The sequence below is a fragment of the Pseudomonas sp. PvP001 genome (genome assembly GCF_040546375.1).
Lineage (GTDB): Bacteria > Pseudomonadota > Gammaproteobacteria > Pseudomonadales > Pseudomonadaceae > Aquipseudomonas > Aquipseudomonas coleopterorum.
Genome location: NZ_JBEPNQ010000001.1, coordinates 2810745 through 2828870, shown reverse-complemented (window position 1 = coordinate 2828870; position 18126 = coordinate 2810745). Strand labels below are relative to the sequence as shown.

At 63.7% G+C, this 18126-nt stretch carries 14 protein-coding genes and 2 pseudogenes; 9 read left to right on the top strand and 7 right to left on the bottom strand.

From position 1 onward, the window contains the following. Positions 1–2: 2 nt before the first annotated feature. Positions 3–389 carry an MAPEG family protein gene (locus tag ABMD26_RS12880; protein ID WP_090361053.1) on the bottom strand — a complete coding sequence of 129 codons (387 nt, stop codon included), beginning with the start codon at positions 387–389 and terminating at the stop codon, positions 3–5. A gap of 269 nt (positions 390–658) precedes the next feature. On the opposite strand from ABMD26_RS12880, the gene ABMD26_RS12875 reads away from it, so the two are divergent. After that, the gene (locus ABMD26_RS12875; protein ID WP_122742918.1) at positions 659–1825 is read left to right on the top strand and encodes an MFS transporter; all 1167 of its coding nucleotides are present in this window, start codon (positions 659–661) and stop codon (positions 1823–1825) included. A gap of 103 nt (positions 1826–1928) precedes the next feature. Continuing rightward, positions 1929–3192 (top strand): annotated as a pseudogene (locus tag ABMD26_RS12870) (cation:proton antiporter). A 158-nt stretch (positions 3193–3350) separates the two neighbouring features. Here ABMD26_RS12870 and ABMD26_RS12865 read toward each other — a convergent pair. The 4 genes and pseudogenes from ABMD26_RS12865 to ABMD26_RS12850 all read right to left on the bottom strand — a co-directional run bounded on the left by ABMD26_RS12865 (position 3351) and on the right by ABMD26_RS12850 (position 10071). Next, positions 3351–4274 carry a CAAX protease gene (locus ABMD26_RS12865; RefSeq protein ID WP_354309902.1) on the bottom strand — a complete coding sequence of 308 codons (924 nt, stop codon included), beginning with the start codon at positions 4272–4274 and terminating at the stop codon, positions 3351–3353. Positions 4275–4521: 247 nt separating this feature from the next. Continuing rightward, complete coding sequence (locus tag ABMD26_RS12860; RefSeq protein WP_354309900.1) at positions 4522–5811, bottom strand: OprD family porin; 1290 nt, start codon at positions 5809–5811, stop codon at positions 4522–4524. Between the two features lie 270 nt (positions 5812–6081). Continuing rightward, positions 6082–7188, bottom strand: coding sequence for an agmatine deiminase (aguA, locus tag ABMD26_RS12855; RefSeq protein ID WP_354309898.1), 1107 nt, complete (start codon positions 7186–7188; stop codon positions 6082–6084). A 101-nt stretch (positions 7189–7289) separates the two neighbouring features. Next, positions 7290–10071, bottom strand: a pseudogene (locus ABMD26_RS12850) (aminotransferase). Between ABMD26_RS12850 and ABMD26_RS12845 the strand changes: the two are divergent. From ABMD26_RS12845 to ABMD26_RS12815, 7 genes are all read left to right on the top strand, one after another. Beyond that, positions 9967–10317, top strand: a complete 351-nt coding sequence (locus ABMD26_RS12845; RefSeq protein WP_354311865.1) for a hypothetical protein — start codon at positions 9967–9969, stop codon at positions 10315–10317. The pseudogene ABMD26_RS12850 and the gene ABMD26_RS12845 sit on opposite strands and share 105 nt — an antisense overlap. 119 nt (positions 10318–10436) lie before the next feature. Next, the gene (gene rfbB, locus ABMD26_RS12840; protein WP_049861433.1) at positions 10437–11519 is read left to right on the top strand and encodes a dTDP-glucose 4,6-dehydratase; all 1083 of its coding nucleotides are present in this window, start codon (positions 10437–10439) and stop codon (positions 11517–11519) included. Beyond that, positions 11516–12391, top strand: coding sequence for a glucose-1-phosphate thymidylyltransferase RfbA (gene rfbA, locus ABMD26_RS12835; RefSeq protein WP_134721986.1), 876 nt, complete (start codon positions 11516–11518; stop codon positions 12389–12391). Before rfbB ends, rfbA begins: the two co-directional genes overlap by 4 nt. After that, positions 12388–12933: a dTDP-4-dehydrorhamnose 3,5-epimerase gene (gene rfbC, locus ABMD26_RS12830; protein ID WP_134721987.1), complete on the top strand. Its 546-nt coding sequence runs from the start codon at positions 12388–12390 to the stop codon at positions 12931–12933. Before rfbA ends, rfbC begins: the two co-directional genes overlap by 4 nt. A 92-nt stretch (positions 12934–13025) precedes the next feature. Further along, positions 13026–14840, top strand: a complete 1815-nt coding sequence (locus ABMD26_RS12825) for a sensor histidine kinase (RefSeq protein ID WP_354309894.1) — start codon at positions 13026–13028, stop codon at positions 14838–14840. Beyond that, on the top strand, positions 14837–16219 hold the full coding sequence (locus tag ABMD26_RS12820) for a sigma-54-dependent transcriptional regulator (RefSeq protein ID WP_354309892.1): 1383 nt from the start codon (positions 14837–14839) through the stop codon (positions 16217–16219). Before ABMD26_RS12825 ends, ABMD26_RS12820 begins: the two co-directional genes overlap by 4 nt. Further along, positions 16212–16679 carry a thioesterase domain-containing protein gene (locus ABMD26_RS12815; protein WP_049861438.1) on the top strand — a complete coding sequence of 156 codons (468 nt, stop codon included), beginning with the start codon at positions 16212–16214 and terminating at the stop codon, positions 16677–16679. Before ABMD26_RS12820 ends, ABMD26_RS12815 begins: the two co-directional genes overlap by 8 nt. Here ABMD26_RS12815 and cysQ read toward each other — a convergent pair. Both cysQ and nudE read right to left on the bottom strand, forming a co-directional pair. Beyond that, positions 16630–17487 (bottom strand): 3'(2'),5'-bisphosphate nucleotidase CysQ, encoded by an 858-nt coding sequence (cysQ, locus tag ABMD26_RS12810; RefSeq protein ID WP_354309890.1) that lies wholly within the window; start codon positions 17485–17487, stop codon positions 16630–16632. The two genes, ABMD26_RS12815 and cysQ, sit on opposite strands and share 50 nt — an antisense overlap. After that, positions 17484–18050 (bottom strand): ADP compounds hydrolase NudE, encoded by a 567-nt coding sequence (gene nudE, locus ABMD26_RS12805; RefSeq protein WP_134721990.1) that lies wholly within the window; start codon positions 18048–18050, stop codon positions 17484–17486. Before nudE ends, cysQ begins: the two co-directional genes overlap by 4 nt. Positions 18051–18126 lie beyond the last annotated feature (76 nt).

The following is an 18126-nucleotide window of genomic DNA, read 5'->3' as shown; positions in this document are numbered from 1 at the left end:
GGCTACATCGAAACGAAGAAGTAGCTGACGATGATCGCAAATCCCGCGAACCATACCAGCGATCGCAACGTCGCCCAGTCGGCCAGATAACAAATGATGTACAGCAGACGCGAAGTGATGAACACCACCGCCAGCACATCCAGCGTCACCTGCTGGGCATTGCCGACGATATCGGAAATCACCACAGCGGCGATGAAGCCGGGAAGAATCTCGAAACTGTTCAGCTGGGCCGCGTGCGCCCGCTTGGGCAGGCCCTCCAACGCATCCAGATACGTGCGTGGATCATGGTTCTGCTTGAGGCCGAACTTGCCGCCGGTGAACTTGGCGATATACGCGCAACCGTAGGGCAATATCAAAGCGATCAAGACACACCAGAAGGCGACAGTCATACAGAGTTCCTTGTCCAAGTAATCCACCGCGAGGTGCCCATGCACGGCCGCTACGAAGTATGAGGGCAGCCGCCATGAAAGGTTCGCTGGCGCAGAGTTCCATTGCAATTATCAATTTTGCCGACTTTAGTGGCCTCCCTATAATAAGCGCCGCTGTATCGTTACAGCTTTTTGCGCACCCATTCCAATAAATCGTGTTCTCTGCAGCTCATGCGGAGGCTGGCGCATGCCCTCTTCGGGCAACTCACCTCCTACTCGAGAGAATCCGTATGCCACTTGCGTTGTTTGCATTGGCCGTCGCCGCATTCGGCATCGGCACCACCGAATTCGTCATCATGGGCCTGTTGACCGATGTGGCCCAGGACCTGTCCGTCAGCATCCCGGACGCTGGCCTGCTGATCACCGGCTACGCCCTGGGCGTGGTGTTCGGCGCTCCGGTGCTGGCGGTACTCACTGCCAACCTGCCACGCAAGGCTACCCTGCTGGGCATGACCCTGATGTTTATCCTCGGCAACGTGCTGTGCGCGATGGCGCCCAACTACGCCACGCTGATGGGTGCACGGGTCATCACGGCCCTGTGCCATGGTGCCTTTTTCGGCATCGGCTCGGTGGTCGCCGCAGGGCTGGTGGCGCCGACCAAGCGAGCCCAGGCCATCGCCCTGATGTTCACCGGGCTGACCTTGGCCAACGTGCTGGGTGTACCGCTGGGGACCGCTCTGGGCCAGTTCGCGGGCTGGCGCTCCACCTTCTGGGCGGTCTCGGTCATCGGCGTCATCGCCCTGCTGGCGCAGATCGTCTGGCTGCCCAAGGCCATTCCCATGGAGCGCGGCAACCTGGCGCGCGAGTTTCGGGTGTTGCGCAAGCCCAACGTGTTGCTGCCGCTTGCGATGAGCGCGATGGCCTCCTGCAGCCTGTTCAGCGTGTTCACCTACATCGCGCCGATCCTGCAGGATGTTACCGGCGTCAGCGCCCACGGCATCACCGTGATGCTTCTGCTGTTCGGCGTCGGCCTGACCATCGGCAGCATGCTCGGAGGGCGTCTGGCCGACTCACGCCTGCTGCCTTCGTTGCTGGGCATGGCGATCGCGGTGGTGTTGATCCTGGCCCTGTTCACCCAGACCAGCGGCTCGCTGATTCCGGCGGCGATCACCCTGCTGGCCTGGGGCGTGTTCGCCTTCGCGCTGTGCCCGATCCTGCAATTGCTCATCATCGACCAGGCGCACGAGGCGCCGAACCTGGGATCGACGCTGAACCAGAGCGCCTTCAACCTCGGCAACGCAGCGGGCGCCTGGGTCGGCGGCCTGGTCGTGGCCAGTGGTGCGCCGCTGGTGGACCTGCCCTGGACCGGCGCCATCACCGGTCTGGGCACGCTTGCCCTGGCATTGGTGTTCATCTATTGGCAGCGACGGCCGGTGGCAGTCAACGCCGCTGGATGAATGAAGTGTGCCGCTCAGTCACGCGGCAACATCCAACCATAGTGCGGCGCCTGATAGGCGCCCTCTATCGATAGATCTTCAACACCTGACCCAGGGAGCCCGGATGCTCGAGATAGTCGCGACATTCATTTGCCTCACCACACTGCTCACCTACGTGAACTTCCGCTTCATCGGCCTGCCGCCGACCATCGGCGTGATGGTCACCGCCCTGATGTTCTCGCTGATCCTGCAAGGCCTGAGTTTCATCGGCTACCCAGGCCTCGAGGATCGCGTCGAAGCGTTGATGAACCAGATCGACTTCGGCGATCTGCTGATGAACTGGATGCTCTCGTTCCTGCTGTTCGCCGGCGCGCTGCACGTGAACCTGGCTGACCTGCGTAACTACCGCTGGCCCATCGGTCTGCTGGCCACCTTCGGCGTACTGATCGCCACCTTCGTGATCGGCACCCTGGCCTTCTGGATCTTCGGCCTGTTCGGCTGGCACGTCAGCTTCCTGTATTGCCTGCTGTTCGGCGCTCTGATTTCACCGACCGACCCGATCGCGGTGCTGGGCGTGCTGCGAACGGCCAACGCCTCCAAGCCGCTGAAGACCACCATCGTCGGCGAATCGCTGTTCAATGACGGCACGGCGGTGGTGGTGTTCACCGTCCTGCTGGGCATCGCCCAGTTGGGCGAAACCCCCACCGTCGGCGCGACGGCCATGCTGTTTCTGCATGAAGCAGTGGGCGGCGTGCTGTTCGGTGGGCTGATCGGCTACATCGTCTACCGCATGATCAAGAGCATCGAGCAGTACCAGGTCGAAGTCATGCTGACCCTGGCGCTGGTCATCGGCGGCTCGGCCATGGCTTCCGAGCTGCATGTCTCGGCGCCGATCGCGATGGTGGTGGCCGGGCTGATCATCGGCAACCTGGGACGCAACCTGGCGATGAACGACATGACCCGGCGCTATATGGACGGTTTCTGGGAGCTGCTCGACGACATCCTCAACGCCCTGCTGTTCGCCTTGATCGGGCTGGAGCTGTTGCTGCTGCCCTTCTCCTGGGGGGCTGCACCTGTTGGCGGCCTCCCTGCTCGCCGTGGCGATCCTGCTGTCGCGGTTGCTCACCGTGGCCCCGGCGATTCTGCTGCTGCGGCGCTTTCGCAGCGTTCCGCGCGGCACCATTCGCGTGCTCACCTGGGGCGGCCTGCGCGGCGGCGTCTCGGTCGCCCTGGCCCTGGCCCTGCCCATCGGCCCGGAGCGCGACCTGCTGCTGAGCATCACCTACATCGTCGTGCTGTCCTCGATCCTGCTGCAAGGCCTGAGCATCGGCAAGCTGGTCAAGGCCGTCACCCGCGAGCCCGACACGCAGGCAGTGCGCGAGCACTGATTCAATGACACAAGGATAGCGACAGCCCACACTTGCGAGTAGCAACTTGCCGGTCCGGCTGTCCTACCCTGTCAATGAAGACCGCGTAGACGGTACGTGCTGCAACCAAGATGAGATGCCTTCGACGTTGAGCGCGCTGGATGAAGCTCGAGCAGCCTTTAACAAGGTTGCAAGGTGTAGATCGCTTTGCGCTTGCCATAAACTGCGATTTTCATGACACCATCGTGATCACTGGCAGCCTGCGCGACTCTGACAAGCTTGGGCATGCTGTTGATGGTTGTGGTTTTCGACCTGTATTTGCACCTCTCGATCTCGTCCAATGAACACGCGCGGTAAGCATTTCTAATAGCGCCACACTTTTCCAGAAGGTCGATTTTCTCGGGCGATATCCAGGAAAGCAGCTGCGTTATCCTGGCGATTTTTTCATGAAGGTGAGTCACTGCCTGCTGCTCATTGGTGATTCCAGAGCGTTTCCATGCCGGCTCGTGATGGAAAATCCGATTTCGAAAGTGTCGGACAAGTGAGACACGCTCCCTGCATTGCTTGAGCATGCTCGCGGCGGCCGTGGTGGGCCACTCTCCTCTGAAGACCGCACCCAGATGCTTGGGCCAAATCAGGTGGTTCCCCATGTACTCGCTTTCGAGGATAAATTCCCACGTCGAGAAATCGGTCTGCGAAACGATCTCATGGTGATCCGGAGCGCCTTTGAACGTCTTGCCGATTCGCCTGGAACGCTCACGCTGTGCGGCGCTGTAAGCCGACGCAAAATTCCCGGCCAAGTGACTTACCGGATACGGCTCCCTTGAAGTTCCAGGCGTGTAACTCTTGAATTTCAGCGTACCCTTTCTCCACCAGAACTTTCCCAGGTCCGCCGTCAAGGCCACATCGATAGCATTCCTGAGGGTAATCTCCGCTGCCCCGAGCAACGGATACAGCGCCGCACAAACGTGCGAATTCCATAAATAGGCGCCTACCAGCTCTGAGTCGCTTCTTATGGAAAATACCCTGCTGTAGCTCGCAATTCGGTGTGCACTGATCAGCTCATCGATCAGCAGAGGTCGGTATTGGACGGTATGCGGCATGCTCAGCTTCCTTCTGGCAACGCGTTTTTTCCCTTGTATATCGATGGGTTGACACGTGTGTCAACCGGCCGTAGCATCGGTACACAGGTTGGCAGTGAGCTCCAATTGGCAACAGCTTACGACTCACTGCAAAGACCACGAAACACCCGCCCCGGCCTCGAGCCGGGGTTTTCGTTTCTGGCGCATGCGTACTCACAAAACAAAAAACCCCGCGAATGCGGGGTTTTTTTTCAGTGCCGTATCGACATCAGAAGATGTTGATCGGGTACTCGACGAAGGCGCGCACTTCGTTGCCGTCGTCATTGTAGCCCGAGGCACGGACGTTGTCCGAAGTGCGCAGCCATGAGCCGCGCAGGCGCAGGGTCAGGTCCTTGGCCGGGCCGTTCTGTACCACGTACTGGAGCTGGTTGAAGATCTCGCGCTCCTGACCGTCGCCGGTCGGGGTGCGGATGTTGTCGCCACGCACATAGGCCACCTTGTAGGTCAGGCCCGGCACGCCGAATGTGCGGAAGTCGATGCCGTAGCCCAACTGCCAGGAGACTTCGTCTTCGGCGTTGAAGTCCGACCAGTAGGAGTTGGCCAGGAAGATGGTCGAGCCACCGTCACCCACACCGCCGGCGTTCTGGTAGAAACCGTAGTTGTAGCCGGTGTCGCCGGTGCTGCGCTGATGCGCCAGGGTCAGCGAGTGCGGACCGAAGGCCCAGGTAGCGGCCAGGCTCCAGATCTTGTTGTCGCGACCGGTGCCCAAGGTGCTGGCGTAATCCTTGTCCAGGTGCGAGCGGTAGCCATTGAAGTCGAACGTCAGCGATTGCTCGCTCGGCAGGGCCAGCACGTAGTTGAGGTTGATGTACTGCTTCTTCAACCGGTCTTCGACATCGGAGGCATACAAGGCGCCGGTCAGGCTGTCGGTGAACTGATAGCTGCCGCCGTACACGTCGATCTTCTTCAGGCCGCCGCTGTCGCGGGCTTCGGCGCTCTTGCGCGCTTCCTGGGTGAAGCGCCCGGCGTTGAGCACCAGGCCGTCGATTTCCTTGGAGGTGATCAGGGTGCCGGTGAAGCTTTCCGGCAACAGGCGTGAATCGTCGAAGTTGAGCACCGGCAGTGCTGGCATCTGATCGCCGTACTTGATCACGGTGTTGGAGATACGCACCTTCACCGCTGCCCCGGCGCGGGCCAGGTCGTGGGGCGCGCTGCTCGGATCGTCCGCAGTACCGCCACGCTTGAAGAAGTCGATACCGCCAGCACCGGCGCGACCGGTGCCGCCATCCAGGCGCAGAGCATACAGGCCGAAGGCATCGACGCCGACGCCGACCGTACCCTGGGTGAAACCAGAGTTGAACTTGGCGATCACACCCTGGCCCCACTCGGCCTTGTCCTGCCCGCCATGCTTGTAGTCACGGCTGATATAGGCATTGCGCAGCAGTACATCGAGGTGGCTGTCTTCGACGAAACCCTTGGCATCGGCCTGCTCGTTGGCCATGGCTTGGGTAGCCGCCATCACGCCCAGGGCGAGGACAGCCCATTTCTTGTTCAACATCTTGTTTTCCCTAATCACCAGTGAGGACGCTACACGACCACCCGCTCGTTTCCCGTCGTCCGTGCTACCTGCGCAGCGCTCTGCGACAGGCGTTCGAACGATGGGGCAGGGTCTATGAGGATCCGTGCGCGGGGTCGGATCCTAGCGATGGGGGACAACGAAAGTCAAAATTTCGTGAAACTTTGTGGCTATAAGAAGGTCTCGCGATGGAATAACGCCCATGAAAAAGCCCGGCATCAGGCCGGGCTTTTCAGGGCGACTCAGGCCGACTCAACCGCGCACAGGTGCCGGCTGCTGCTGGGTCAGGCAGTGGATGTTGCCGCCACCGAGCAGCAGCTCGCGACCTGGCACCATGACCACTTCATGCTCTGGAAACAGCTTCTGCAGCAAGGCCTGCGCCTCGCAGTCGAGCGGATCGTCGAAGCTTGGGGCGATGATGCCGCCGTTGACGATCAGGAAGTTCACGTAGGAACCGGCCAGGCGTACGGACGGGTGACGCTCCTGGCTGCCGGCAACCAGATCGACGCCGTCGCATTCCTCCTGAGTGGCGTACAGAGGCCCGGGGATCGGCATCTTGTGCACCACCAGCGCCCGCCCCTTGGCATCGACGCTGTTTTCCAGCACCTGCAAAGCGGCCTGGCAACGCGGGTAGTTAGGGTCGCTGGCGTCGTCGGTCCAGGCCAGCAGCACTTCACCGGGGCGCACGTAGCAGCAGAAGTTGTCGACGTGGCCGTCGGTCTCGTCGTTGAACAGGCCGTCGGGCAGCCAGATGATCTTCTCCACCGCCAGATGATCGGCCAGGATGCGTTCGATCTGCCCGCGGTCCAGGTGTGGGTTGCGATTGCGGTTGAGCAAGCACTCTTCGGTAGTGATCAGCGTGCCTTCGCCGTCGACGTGGATGGAGCCACCCTCGAGCACGAAACCCTGGGTGTGATAGCGCTGGCAACGTTCCATGTCCAGGACCTTGCTGGCGACCTGCTCGTCACGGTTCCAGGGCGCGTAGAGGCCACCCAGGAAGCCGCCCCAGGCATTGAAGGCCCAGTCCACGCCGCGGACTTCGCCACCGTGGTCGACGACGAAAGTCGGCCCGGTATCGCGCATCCAGGCATCGTCGCTGCTCATCTCGACCACACGGATGTTGGGCACGTCCAGGCGTGCGCGCGCGTTGTCGTATTGCCCGGCAGACACACCGACCGTGACCGGTTCGAAACGCGCGATGGCCTTGGCCAGGGCGACATGCGCCGCCTGCACCGGCTTGCCACCCAGGCGCCAGTTGTCCGGGCGCTCGGGCCACAGCATCCAGGTCTGGGTATGGGGTGCCCATTCGGCCGGCATGTGGAAACCGTCGGCGCGAGGGGTACTGTCGAGCGTGGTCATGGGTCAGGGCTCCGGTGGTCCATGAAAAGGTATGGGCGCACTCTACAGGTTGTCGGGCGGATCGTGAAACACGCCCGCCGCAGGTCACGCCAGCGGCCGTTTCAGCAGGTCATTTCGTCCAGCACCTGCGCCACGCTGTCGACGAAGAAGTCCACGCTCTGCCGGGTAGTCACCATCGGTGGCTTGATCTTGAGGATGTTCAGATAGTCACCGGTGGGTTGCATGAAGATGCCCAGTTCCCGCAGCCGCTCGCACAACAGCGCCGTCTCCTGGGTCGCCGGCTCCAGGCTGTGGCGGTCGCGCACCAGCTCCAGACCCAGATAGAAGCCGGAACCGTGCACCGCACCCACCAGCGGATGCTCATCGAGCAAGGCCAGCAGGCGGGCCTTGAAGTGTCCGCCGACCACCCGCGCGTTTTCCCACAGGCCCTCTTCGGCCATGACGTCGAGCACCGCCAGGCCGATGCGGCAGCTCACCGGGCTGCCACCGGCGGAAGAAAAGAAATAGCCCTCGGCTTCCAGCGCCTCGGCAATCTCGCGACGGGTGATCACCGCGCCTAATGGATGACCATTGCCCATGCCCTTGGCCATGGTGATGATGTCCGGCACGACGCCTTGCTGTTCGAACCCCCAGAAATACTCGCCGAGTCGGCCATAGCCGACCTGCACTTCGTCGGCGATGCACACGCCTCCGCGGGCTCGGACCCGTTCGTAGACCTGTTGCAGATACCCCTCGGGCAGGGCAATGCCACCGGCGTTGCCGTACACCGGCTCGCAGATGAAACCGGCCAGTTGACGCCCCTGCGCATCCAACCGATGCAAGGCATCGTCGACACTGCGCACGTAGCCCGCAGTGCTGTCGGCGCCGCGGAACGTGCCCCGATAACTGTTGGCCGCAAGAACCGGATGGACCCAGTCCGGACGCGTGCTCAGGGCCTGTGGATTATCGGCGATGGAGGTGGAGATGGCATCGGTGGCCACCGACCAGCCATGGTAGCCCTCGAGCATGCTGAGCATGTCGCGACCACCGCTGGCCGCCCAGGCCAGGCGAATCGCCAGGTCGTTGGCCTCGGTGCCGCTGTTGACCAGAAACACCCGATCGAACCCGTCGGGCGCCAACGCCAGCAGGCGCTCGGAAAACTCGGCGATCGCGGCATAGTGGAAGCGTGAGTTGGTATTGAGCAACGACCATTGTCGCGCCGCCACCTGGGCCATGCGCGGGTGCCCATGGCCAAGCACCGCGACGTTGTTGAGCATGTCCAGATACGCCTGGCCGTGCATGTCGATCAGGTGGTTGCGCCAGCCGCGCTCGATCTGCGGCGGCGCCTGGTAATAATGCTTCTGCGAACGCGCGAAGCTGGCGTCGCGCCGCTGCAGCAGAAGGTCCGCGTCCGGGGGTGGCGGCGCATCGCAATCCATGCCCAGCACAAGCGCTGGCGAAGGGCATAGACGCTGCCAGGCTGCTGCCCGTGCCGGCGTACAGAACAGCGGCGGACTCAGCTCGGGAATGCGGCACAGTTGCACCAGCAGCGAACCGTCGACCCGGCCCAGCGGGGCGCCCGCCGCCAGCACCGCCCCGGCCGGGCAAGGACAATCGAGCCCCCACAGGTGCAGGCTCGCGAAGGCGCCTTCGAGCACCACGCTGGCATCGGCCAGTCGCCGTAGCGTACCGGCCCAGGGCGCTTGCAGGGATGTGCCCGGCGGCGCCTGTACCTGCACATGCAATGCGCAGGTCGCCGATGCCGAGCAGGTGTCGATGCGAGTACGCGAGAGGCGGTACTCGCCATACCGGGTGCAGGCCCAGCCACCGACCGCTGCGGCATCGACCAGCAGCCGTTCGTCGATATTCGCTTGCTCCCAATTGCCGTCCGCGAAATGCTCGCTGAGCACGCTCAGATCCACGGGGCAAACTGTCGAGTGCGTCACGCCGACAAGCAAAGGCAATATGCCATCGCCTGAAGATTCGGGTATGCTCCGACCCACACTGCTGAAAATTGCCGCTTCCATCAATTCGAATGGTTCTGCGGTAGCTATGTCGAATATTTCCCACTCATGTTCGACATTGGCCCGGATGTAGTCGTTATCCGGCGCCACGCTCAACTGCCGGGCGCTGCTTGTCACCAGCACCGCCGCCCGCAGCACCACCAACGGCCACAGCGCACGCAACTCGGCTTCGCTCAGCGGATTGACCTGCTGATAGGCCATCACTGCCGGCAACACCGCGAACGGATCGCCATGGGCATGATGCAGCAGCGCGGCGCAGGTTGCCGCCAGGTCCGCCACACGCCAGGTGTGCACCAGATCACCAAAATCGATCAGACCCGTCAGCTGCCAGCGCAGATCCGCATCGCGCTGCCAGACAGTGTTGTCGTCGGTGATGTCCAGATGCACCGCCTGCATCGGCAGATCGACGCTCACCTGTCCCAGCCGGCGCTGGGCCTGAAACGCCATTTCGACCACACGGCCACGTTGCCGTGGATCATCGAGCGTCGGCAGCAGGCGATCAAGCAACTTATGCGCGTGGCGCGGGTCCCATTGCAGCGTGCGCGCAAGGCCTGGGTGCCGAAAGTCGATCAAGGCGCGGTCCACCTCGCCGCACAACCTGCCGATGCGGGCGATCGGTTCGGGTCCCAGGTGCTTGAGACGGGTCAGCGGCTGGCCTTCCAGATAGCTCAAGAGGCGGCATCTGCAGTCGCTGCTGGCCAAGCGTCACGGCCATGGTGTCGCGACCGTTGGCCGCCAGCAGAGCGTGAGGCACCGGCAAGCCATGGCGGGCCAGATGCAGCATCGCGGCGTGCTGGGCAGCCAGTGCCTGATGGGCTCCCTCATCGTGACAGAACTTCAACACCCAGCGGCCCTGTGGGTTTTCGACCCGAAAGTTCAGGTCCTGCTGGCTACCCAGGCTGTACAACTGGCCCTGCAGGCCGTAGTGCTCGAACAACAGTGCCTGCGCCTGTTCGATACTCACCACGGGGTTGGGAAGACTGGCACGTTGCACGAGCGAGTCGAGCGGCATGAGCAAAACCTCGATGGCCTGATTTACCCGTACTGTAGCGGTTCGCCGCGCGACATTTCCACCGTCGGCAAGGTTGTCTGGCGCGACGCGATCGCGCAGGCCGGCGGCTACTGAACCATGCTGCACAACCATGCTGCACATTCGTTTAACCAACCGGGCTTGCACCGCCCGCGCCCATCCACACAAGCTAGGCTGCAACGAACCATTGTCAGCTAAGGAAGAAGGCTTTCGACATGCGCATTCTCATCACCGGCGGCGCCGGTTTCATCGGCTCGGCCCTGGTTCGTCACCTGATCGCCAACACCGAGCACGAAGTTCTCAACCTCGACAAGCTGACCTACGCCGGCAACCTCGAATCACTGACCGAAATCGCCAACGACAGCCGTTACGAATTCGTCCAGGCCGACATCGCGGACCAAGCAGCGGTCGCCGCCGTACTGGCGCGTTTCCAGCCCCACGCGATCATGCACCTGGCCGCCGAATCCCACGTCGACCGCTCCATCGACGGGCCAGGCGAGTTCATCCAGACCAACGTGGTCGGCACCTATGCCCTGCTCGAAGCCACCCGTGGCTACTGGCAGCAGCTGCCCGCAGCCGAACGCGAAGCCTTCCGCTTCCACCATATTTCCACCGACGAGGTCTACGGCGACCTGCATGGCGTGGACGACCTGTTCACCGAAACCACGCCGTACGCGCCAAGCTCGCCCTACTCGGCCAGCAAGGCAGCCTCCGACCATCTGGTACGTGCCTGGCAGCGCACCTACGGCCTGCCGGTGCTGATCACCAACTGCTCGAACAACTACGGCCCGTATCACTTCCCGGAGAAACTCATTCCGCTAGTGATTCTCAACGCCCTGGCCGGCAAGCCGCTGCCGGTGTACGGCAATGGCATGCAGGTGCGTGACTGGCTGTACGTCGAAGACCATGCCCGCGCCCTGTTCAAGGTCGTCACCGAAGGCGTGGTCGGCGAGACCTACAACATCGGCGGCCACAACGAGCAGAAGAACATCGACGTGGTACGCAGCATCTGCGGTCTGCTCGACGAACTGGCACCGCAGCGTCCGGACGGTGTGGCGCACTATGCTGACCTGATCACCTTCGTCAAGGACCGCCCGGGCCACGATCTGCGCTACGCCATCGACGCGAGCAAGATCGAGCGCGAGCTGGGCTGGGTCCCGCAGGAAACTTTCCAGACCGGCCTGCGCAAGACCGTGCAATGGTATCTGGACAATCTTCAATGGTGCCGTCGCGTACAGGACGGCAGTTATCAAGGTGAACGCCTGGGCTTCACCGAACCTAAGGACTTGATCGCATGATGAAAGGTATCGTTCTGGCCGGAGGCTCCGGCACCCGCCTGCACCCCATTACCCTGGGTGTTTCCAAGCAGTTGCTGCCCATCTACGACAAGCCGATGATCTACTACCCGATCTCGGTACTGATGCTGGCCGGCATCCGCGAGATCCTGCTGATCTCCACGCCCCAGGACCTGCCGCAATACCGCCAGTTGCTGGGCGATGGCAGCCAGTTCGGGATCAACATCCAGTTCGCCGAACAACCGGCGCCGGACGGCCTGGCCCAGGCGTTCCTGATCGGCGAGGAGTTCATCGGCGACGACCCGGTGTGCCTGATCCTGGGTGACAACATCTTCCACGGTCAGCACTTCAGCGATCAGCTCAAGCGGGCCTCGGCGCACCCTACCGGCGCTACCGTGTTCGGTTACTGGGTCAAGGACCCCGAGCGTTTCGGCGTGGTCGAGTTCGACGCGGACGGTCGCGCACTGTCCATCGAAGAGAAACCGGCCGAGCCCAAGTCCAGCTACGCGGTCACCGGCCTGTACTTCTACGATAACGACGTGGTGCGCATCGCCAAGGACGTCCAGCCTTCGCCGCGCGGCGAGCTGGAAATCACCGACGTCAACAACGCCTACCTGGAACGCGGCGACCTGCGCGTCGAGCGCTTCGGCCGTGGCTTCGCCTGGCTCGACACCGGTACCCACGACAGCCTGCTCGATGCCTCGCAATATGTGCAGACCATCGAACACCGTCAGGGGCTGAAAGTGGCCTGCCTGGAAGAAATCGCCTACCAGAACCGCTGGATCGACCGCGAACAGTTGCTGGTACGTGCCAAGTACTTCGGCAAAACCGGCTACGGCCAGTACCTGTATTCGCTGGCCGGAGAAACCCGATGAACGTGATCGCTACCGAACTGCCCGATGTTTTGATCATCGAGCCGAAGGTTTTCGGTGACGAGCGCGGCTTCTTCTACGAAAGCTTCAACGCCCGGGCTTTCAAGGAAGCCACCGGCATCGAGCTGCCGTTCGTCCAGGACAACCACTCGCGTTCGGCCCGTGGCGTGCTGCGCGGGCTGCACTATCAGGTGCAGCATGCCCAGGGCAAGCTGGTGCGCGTGGTTGCCGGGCAAGTGCTGGACGTGGCGGTGGACATCCGCCGCAGTTCGCCCAACTTCGGCAAGTGGGTGGCCGTCGAGCTGTCCGCGCAGAACAGCCGCCAGCTGTGGATTCCGCCAGGCTTCGCCCACGGCTTCGTAGTCCAGAGCGAGTACGCCGAATTCCTCTACAAGACCACCGACTACTACGATCCGTCTTCGGAACGCAGCATCGCCTGGGATGACGAGCAATTGGCAATCGATTGGCAGCTGGATACAGCGCCATCGCTGTCGGCCAAGGACCTGGCCGGCAAGCGTCTGGAAGAGGCCGACGTGTTTCCGTGATCGGCCTGCGGCAACGTCGCGATGCATGTCACCCGTGCTTCGCGGCGGTTGCCTGACGCATAATACGCCGGTCTATCCCGGCGTGTTGTCCTATGACCTCCAGATCTTCCTCCACTCGCAGACCCCGCTGGCGCAGCCTGGCGATCCTCGCCTTGTGCCTGGCGCCCCTGTTGTGGCCACTGGAACATTTGGCCGAGCGCTATTACAAAAGCGAGTTGGTCAGCCAGAACCGGCAGACGCTGGACCTCTACGTCGCCAACCTGCTGGGCACCCTGCACCGCTACGAAACCCTGCCGCAAATCCTCGGTGACCTGCCCGCGCTGCGTGCGCTGCTGGCTGCACCTCGCGACCCTCAAGCAACGCTAGACGCCAACCATCTGCTCAAGGACATCCGCGAACAGACAGGGGCGGAAGTCATGTACCTGCTGGACGCCGATGGCAATACCCTGGCCGCTTCCAACTGGGAGCAGCGCGACAGTTTCGTCGGTCGCAACTTCGCCTTTCGCCCCTATTACAGCGATGCCGTCGCCGGGCGCCTGGGACGCTTCTTCGGGCTTGGCACCACGTCGGCAAAACGCGGCTACTTCTTCGCCGCCGCCGTACATGACCAGGACAAGGTCATCGGCGTGCTGGTGGTGAAGGTCGACCTCGACCACACCGAAACCCTGTGGGGCAAGACGCCCGAACAGCTCCTGCTCACCGACCACAACGGCGTGGTCATCCTCACCTCGCGTCCCGAATGGCGCTTCCGGGCCACACGCCCGCTCAGCGACAACGAGCGCCAGGCCATCGTCTCGATCCTGCCCTACCCCACCCGCGACCCGCAGCCGCTGAATCTGGACGCCGACGCCTGGCTCACCCAGACGCGAACCATCGCTGAAACTGGCTGGAACGTCAGCATCCTCGCCCCCAAGACCTTGCTCGATCGCCCGGTGCGCACCGTCGTGGCGGTGGGCGGAGCCCTGCTCCTGGCATTGATGCTGCTGCTTGGCCTGATGATGCAGCGTCGCCGCCACTACCTCGAACGCATCGAATTCGAAGGCCGCACCCGGCATGAGCTGGAAACGCGTGTGGTGGAACGCACCAGCGCGCTGGAAGGGCTCAACAGCAAGCTGCGCCAGGAAGTGCTCGAACGCGAGCAGGCCCAGCAGGAGCTGGTGCGTGCTCAGGACGAACTGGTCCAGGCCGGCAAGCTGTCGGCGCTGGGCACCATGTCGGCCAGCATCAGCCACGAGCTCAATCAGCCCCTGGCAGCCATTCGCAGCTACGCCGAGAACACCGAAGTGCTGCTCGACCACGAGCGCATCGAGGATGCGCGGGGCAACCTCAAGTTGATCAGCGAACTGACCGGCCGCATGGCTTCGATCATCGCGCACCTGCGTGCCTTCGCCCGCCGCGACCGCCACGCCCTGGAAAGCGTCGCCCTGCAGCCGGCCCTCGACGATGCCCTGGCGCTGCTCGCCAAGCGCCGCCGGGCCATGGCCGTCGAGCTGATCCGCGACCTGCCCGATGCGCCGCTCTGGGTCCAGGCCGGCGAAACCCGGCTGCGTCAGGTGCTGGGTAACCTGCTGGCCAATGCCCTCGATGCCCTGACCGAAAAAGCCACGCCACGTTGCCTGTGGCTCAGCGCCGAACAGACCGCCGACGGCGTGGAGCTGCGCATCCGCGACAACGGCCCCGGCTTCACCAGCGAGGCCATGGCCCGGGCCCGCGAGCCATTCTTCACCACCAAGACACGCACACAAGGGCTTGGCCTGGGCCTGGCGATCTGCGATACGCTGATGCGCGCACTGGGCGGCGAACTGCTGCTGTCCAACCATCCCCAAGGCGGCGCCCTGCTGATCCTGCGTTTACGCGCCGGAGAGCCGGGCGTCAGCCTGCAAGCCCCCGAGGACCCATCGGCATGACCAGCGACAGCGCCATCGACAGCAAGATCCAGGTCGTGCTGATCGACGACGACCCCCATCTGCGTCAGGCCTTGAGCCAGACCCTGGACCTGGCCGGCCTCAAGGTGCTGGCCCTGGCCGATGCCCAGGGCCTGTCCGCGCGCATCGAGCGCGACTGGCCTGGCGTGGTGGTCAGCGATATCCGCATGCCGGGCATCGACGGCCTGCAATTGCTCGAACAACTGCATGCCCGCGATACCGAACTGCCGGTCCTGCTGATCACCGGGCACGGCGACGTGCCGCTGGCCGTGCAGGCCATGCGCGCCGGGGCCTACGACTTCCTCGAAAAACCGTTCGCCAGCGACGCGCTGCTCGACAGCGTACGCCGCGGCCTGGCCGTACGCCGCCTGGTGCTGGACAACCGCAGCCTGCGCATGGCTCTGAGCGATCGGCAGCAATTGAGTACGCGACTGGTCGGCCAGTCGGCCTCCATGGCGCGCCTGCGCGAGCAGATCGGCGCGCTGGCCGGGACCCGTGCCGATGTGCTGATCCTGGGCGAAACCGGCGCCGGCAAGGAGGTCGTGGCGCGCGCCCTGCACGACCTGTCCAGCCGCCGCAACGGCCCTTTCGTGGCGATCAACGCCGGCGCCCTCGCCGAATCGGTGGTGGAAAGCGAGCTGTTCGGCCATGAGCCCGGCGCCTTCACCGGCGCGCAGAAACGCCGCATCGGCAAGTTCGAGTTCGCCAACGGCGGCACCCTGTTCCTCGACGAAATCGAAAGCATGAGCCTGGACGTGCAGGTCAAGCTGCTGCGCCTGCTGCAGGAACGGATGGTCGAGCGCCTGGGGGGCAACCAGCAGATCCGCCTGGATATCCGGGTGATCGCCGCGACCAAGGAAGACCTGCGCCAGGCCGCCGATCAGGGTCGCTTCCGCGCCGACCTGTATTACCGCCTCAATGTCGCCTCGCTGCGCATCCCGCCACTGCGCGAGCGGGGCGAAGACGTGCTGATGCTGTTCCAGTACTACGCCGATGCCGCGGCCGAACGCCACGGCGTGCTGGCCAACGAACTCTCCGCAGCGCAACGCGCGTTGCTGTTGCGGCACAGCTGGCCGGGCAACGTGCGCGAACTGCAGAACGCTGCCGAGCGCTTCGCCCTGGGCCTGGAACTGGCGCTGGACAACGGCGAGCCAGGCCCGGTGGAGATGACCCGCACGGTCACGGGCGGGCTCAGCGACCAGGTCGAGCATTTCGAACGCGCCTTGATCGCGGCCGAAATGAGCCGCTCGCACACCTCCGTTCGCAGCCTGGCCGAAGCCCTCGGCATCCCCCGCAAGACCTTGCACGACAAGCTGCGTAAGCACGGCCTGAGCTTTGGTGGAGGCGAGGAAAATGAGTGAAATCCAGGCCCTCGAGCGGCTGCTGCATCACGACATTCCGCTGACCGGCGACATGGGCCTGCGCGTGCGGGCCTGGGACAACCATTGCCTGCGCCTGCATGTGCCGCTGGCACCGAACGTCAACCACAAGAGCACGATGTTCGGCGGCAGCCTGTACTGTGCCGCCGTGCTGGCGGGCTGGGGTTGGCTGCACCTGCGCCTGGGCGAGGCCGGCCTGAGCGGTGGCCATATCGTCATCCAGCAGGGTCAGATCGACTATCCCCTGCCGGTGGCCGGCGACGCCCTGGCCGTGTGCGAAAACATCGACGAGGCCCTGTGGCAGCGCTTTCTCAAGACCTACCGACGCCATGGCCGGGCGCGCCTGCAACTGCAGACCCAGGTGCTGGATGGCGAGCGCTGTGCGGTAACGTTCAGCGGTCAGTACGTGGTAGTTGCCCACACCCCGCCTGCGCCAGCGTAACGAGCGACTGACGCCAGGGCACATTGCTGGGCAGCGCCAGGAACGACGGATTGAGCAATGACTCGCGGGCCGCATAGACAAACGGCTGTCCGTCGATCTGCAACACTTCGCCACCCGCGCCTTCGAGCACGCCCTGGGCCGCAGCGGTGTCCCACTGCGAAGTTGGCGCCAGGCGCGGATAGCAATCGGCGGCGCCTTCGGCCAACAGGCAGAACTTCAGTGAACTGCCGACACTGACCAGCTCCAGCGGGCCCACCACGGTGCTCAGGCCGGCCAGCAGGTGCTCCTGTTCGGGGCTGGAATGTCGCCGACTGGCGACCACGGTAAACGCGCTGCCGGACGCAGGCACACTGCGTACGCCGATCGGCTGGGCCGGTTCTCCGTCCGCTGCATGCCAGGCACCCAGCCCGGCACCGCCATAGTAGGCACTGCCCGTTGTCGGCACGGTGACCACGCCGAACACCACCTGACCGTTCTCGATCAACGCGATGTTGACGGTGAATTCTTCGCTGCCGTTGATGAACTCCTTGGTGCCGTCCAGCGGATCGACCAGCCACCAGCGGGTCCACTGTTCACGCACCGCGAGGGCGATGTCTGCATCCTCTTCGGACAGGATCGGGATATCGGGCGCCAGCGCCGTCAACCCGTCGACGATGATCTGATGCGCCGCCAGATCGGCGGCAGTCACCGGCGACTCGTCGGCCTTGGCCATGACCTGCACATCGGCCCGCCAGAACGGCAGGATTGCCGCGCCGGCCTGATGGGCCAGCGCCACGATTTCGGGCAACAGACGTTCGACGTCGCTCACAGGCTGAACACTCCGCGCTGGATCAACAGGTCGCGCGCCAGGTACAGGGCCGCCAATGCGCGGCCTTCGGAGAACTGCGGATGCTGGGCCAGGCCGGACAGGTCGCGCAGGTTGACCCGTTCGACGCGCATCGGCTCCGGCTCGTCGCCCTCGAGCCGCTCCTCGTACAGCCCCTGCGCCAGTACCACCTGGATCTTCTGGCTCATGTACCCCGGCGACAGCGACAGTTCGGTGAGGTGCTCCAGTTCACGTGCGCCGAATCCGGCCTCCTCCTTGAGCTCGCGGTCGGCGGCCGCCAACACGTCTTCGCCCGGCTCGATCAAACCCTTGGGCAACGACAATTCATAAGCATCGGTCCCGCCGCAATATTCCTCGACCAGCAGGGCATGCTCGGCATCGGCCATCGCCACGATCATCACCGCACCGTAACCATTGCCGCGGCCCACCAGACGCTCGTAGGTGCGCTCCACGCCATTGGAGAAGCGCAACTGCACTTCCTCGACACGGAACAGGCGACTGCTGGCAACGATTTCGCGGGCGAGGACTTCGGGTTTCTGGCGCATCGGGCAGCTCCTGGACGTGAACGGGTTACTATACCGTGGCTTGGCCTGCGGCAGGCCACCCTTGATCCACCACTGC

Coding starts and splice junctions, on each gene's coding strand:
- ABMD26_RS12880 (WP_090361053.1), bottom strand. CDS start 389: ATGACTGTCGCCTTCTGGTGTGTCTTGATCGCTTTGATATTGCCCTAC.
- ABMD26_RS12875 (WP_122742918.1), top strand. CDS start 659: ATGCCACTTGCGTTGTTTGCATTGGCCGTCGCCGCATTCGGCATCGGC.
- ABMD26_RS12865 (WP_354309902.1), bottom strand. CDS start 4,274: ATGCCGCATACCGTCCAATACCGACCTCTGCTGATCGATGAGCTGATC.
- ABMD26_RS12860 (WP_354309900.1), bottom strand. CDS start 5,811: ATGTTGAACAAGAAATGGGCTGTCCTCGCCCTGGGCGTGATGGCGGCT.
- aguA (WP_354309898.1), bottom strand. CDS start 7,188: ATGACCACGCTCGACAGTACCCCTCGCGCCGACGGTTTCCACATGCCG.
- ABMD26_RS12845 (WP_354311865.1), top strand. CDS start 9,967: ATGCAGCATCGCGGCGTGCTGGGCAGCCAGTGCCTGATGGGCTCCCTC.
- rfbB (WP_049861433.1), top strand. CDS start 10,437: ATGCGCATTCTCATCACCGGCGGCGCCGGTTTCATCGGCTCGGCCCTG.
- rfbA (WP_134721986.1), top strand. CDS start 11,516: ATGATGAAAGGTATCGTTCTGGCCGGAGGCTCCGGCACCCGCCTGCAC.
- rfbC (WP_134721987.1), top strand. CDS start 12,388: ATGAACGTGATCGCTACCGAACTGCCCGATGTTTTGATCATCGAGCCG.
- ABMD26_RS12825 (WP_354309894.1), top strand. CDS start 13,026: ATGACCTCCAGATCTTCCTCCACTCGCAGACCCCGCTGGCGCAGCCTG.
- ABMD26_RS12820 (WP_354309892.1), top strand. CDS start 14,837: ATGACCAGCGACAGCGCCATCGACAGCAAGATCCAGGTCGTGCTGATC.
- ABMD26_RS12815 (WP_049861438.1), top strand. CDS start 16,212: ATGAGTGAAATCCAGGCCCTCGAGCGGCTGCTGCATCACGACATTCCG.
- nudE (WP_134721990.1), bottom strand. CDS start 18,050: ATGCGCCAGAAACCCGAAGTCCTCGCCCGCGAAATCGTTGCCAGCAGT.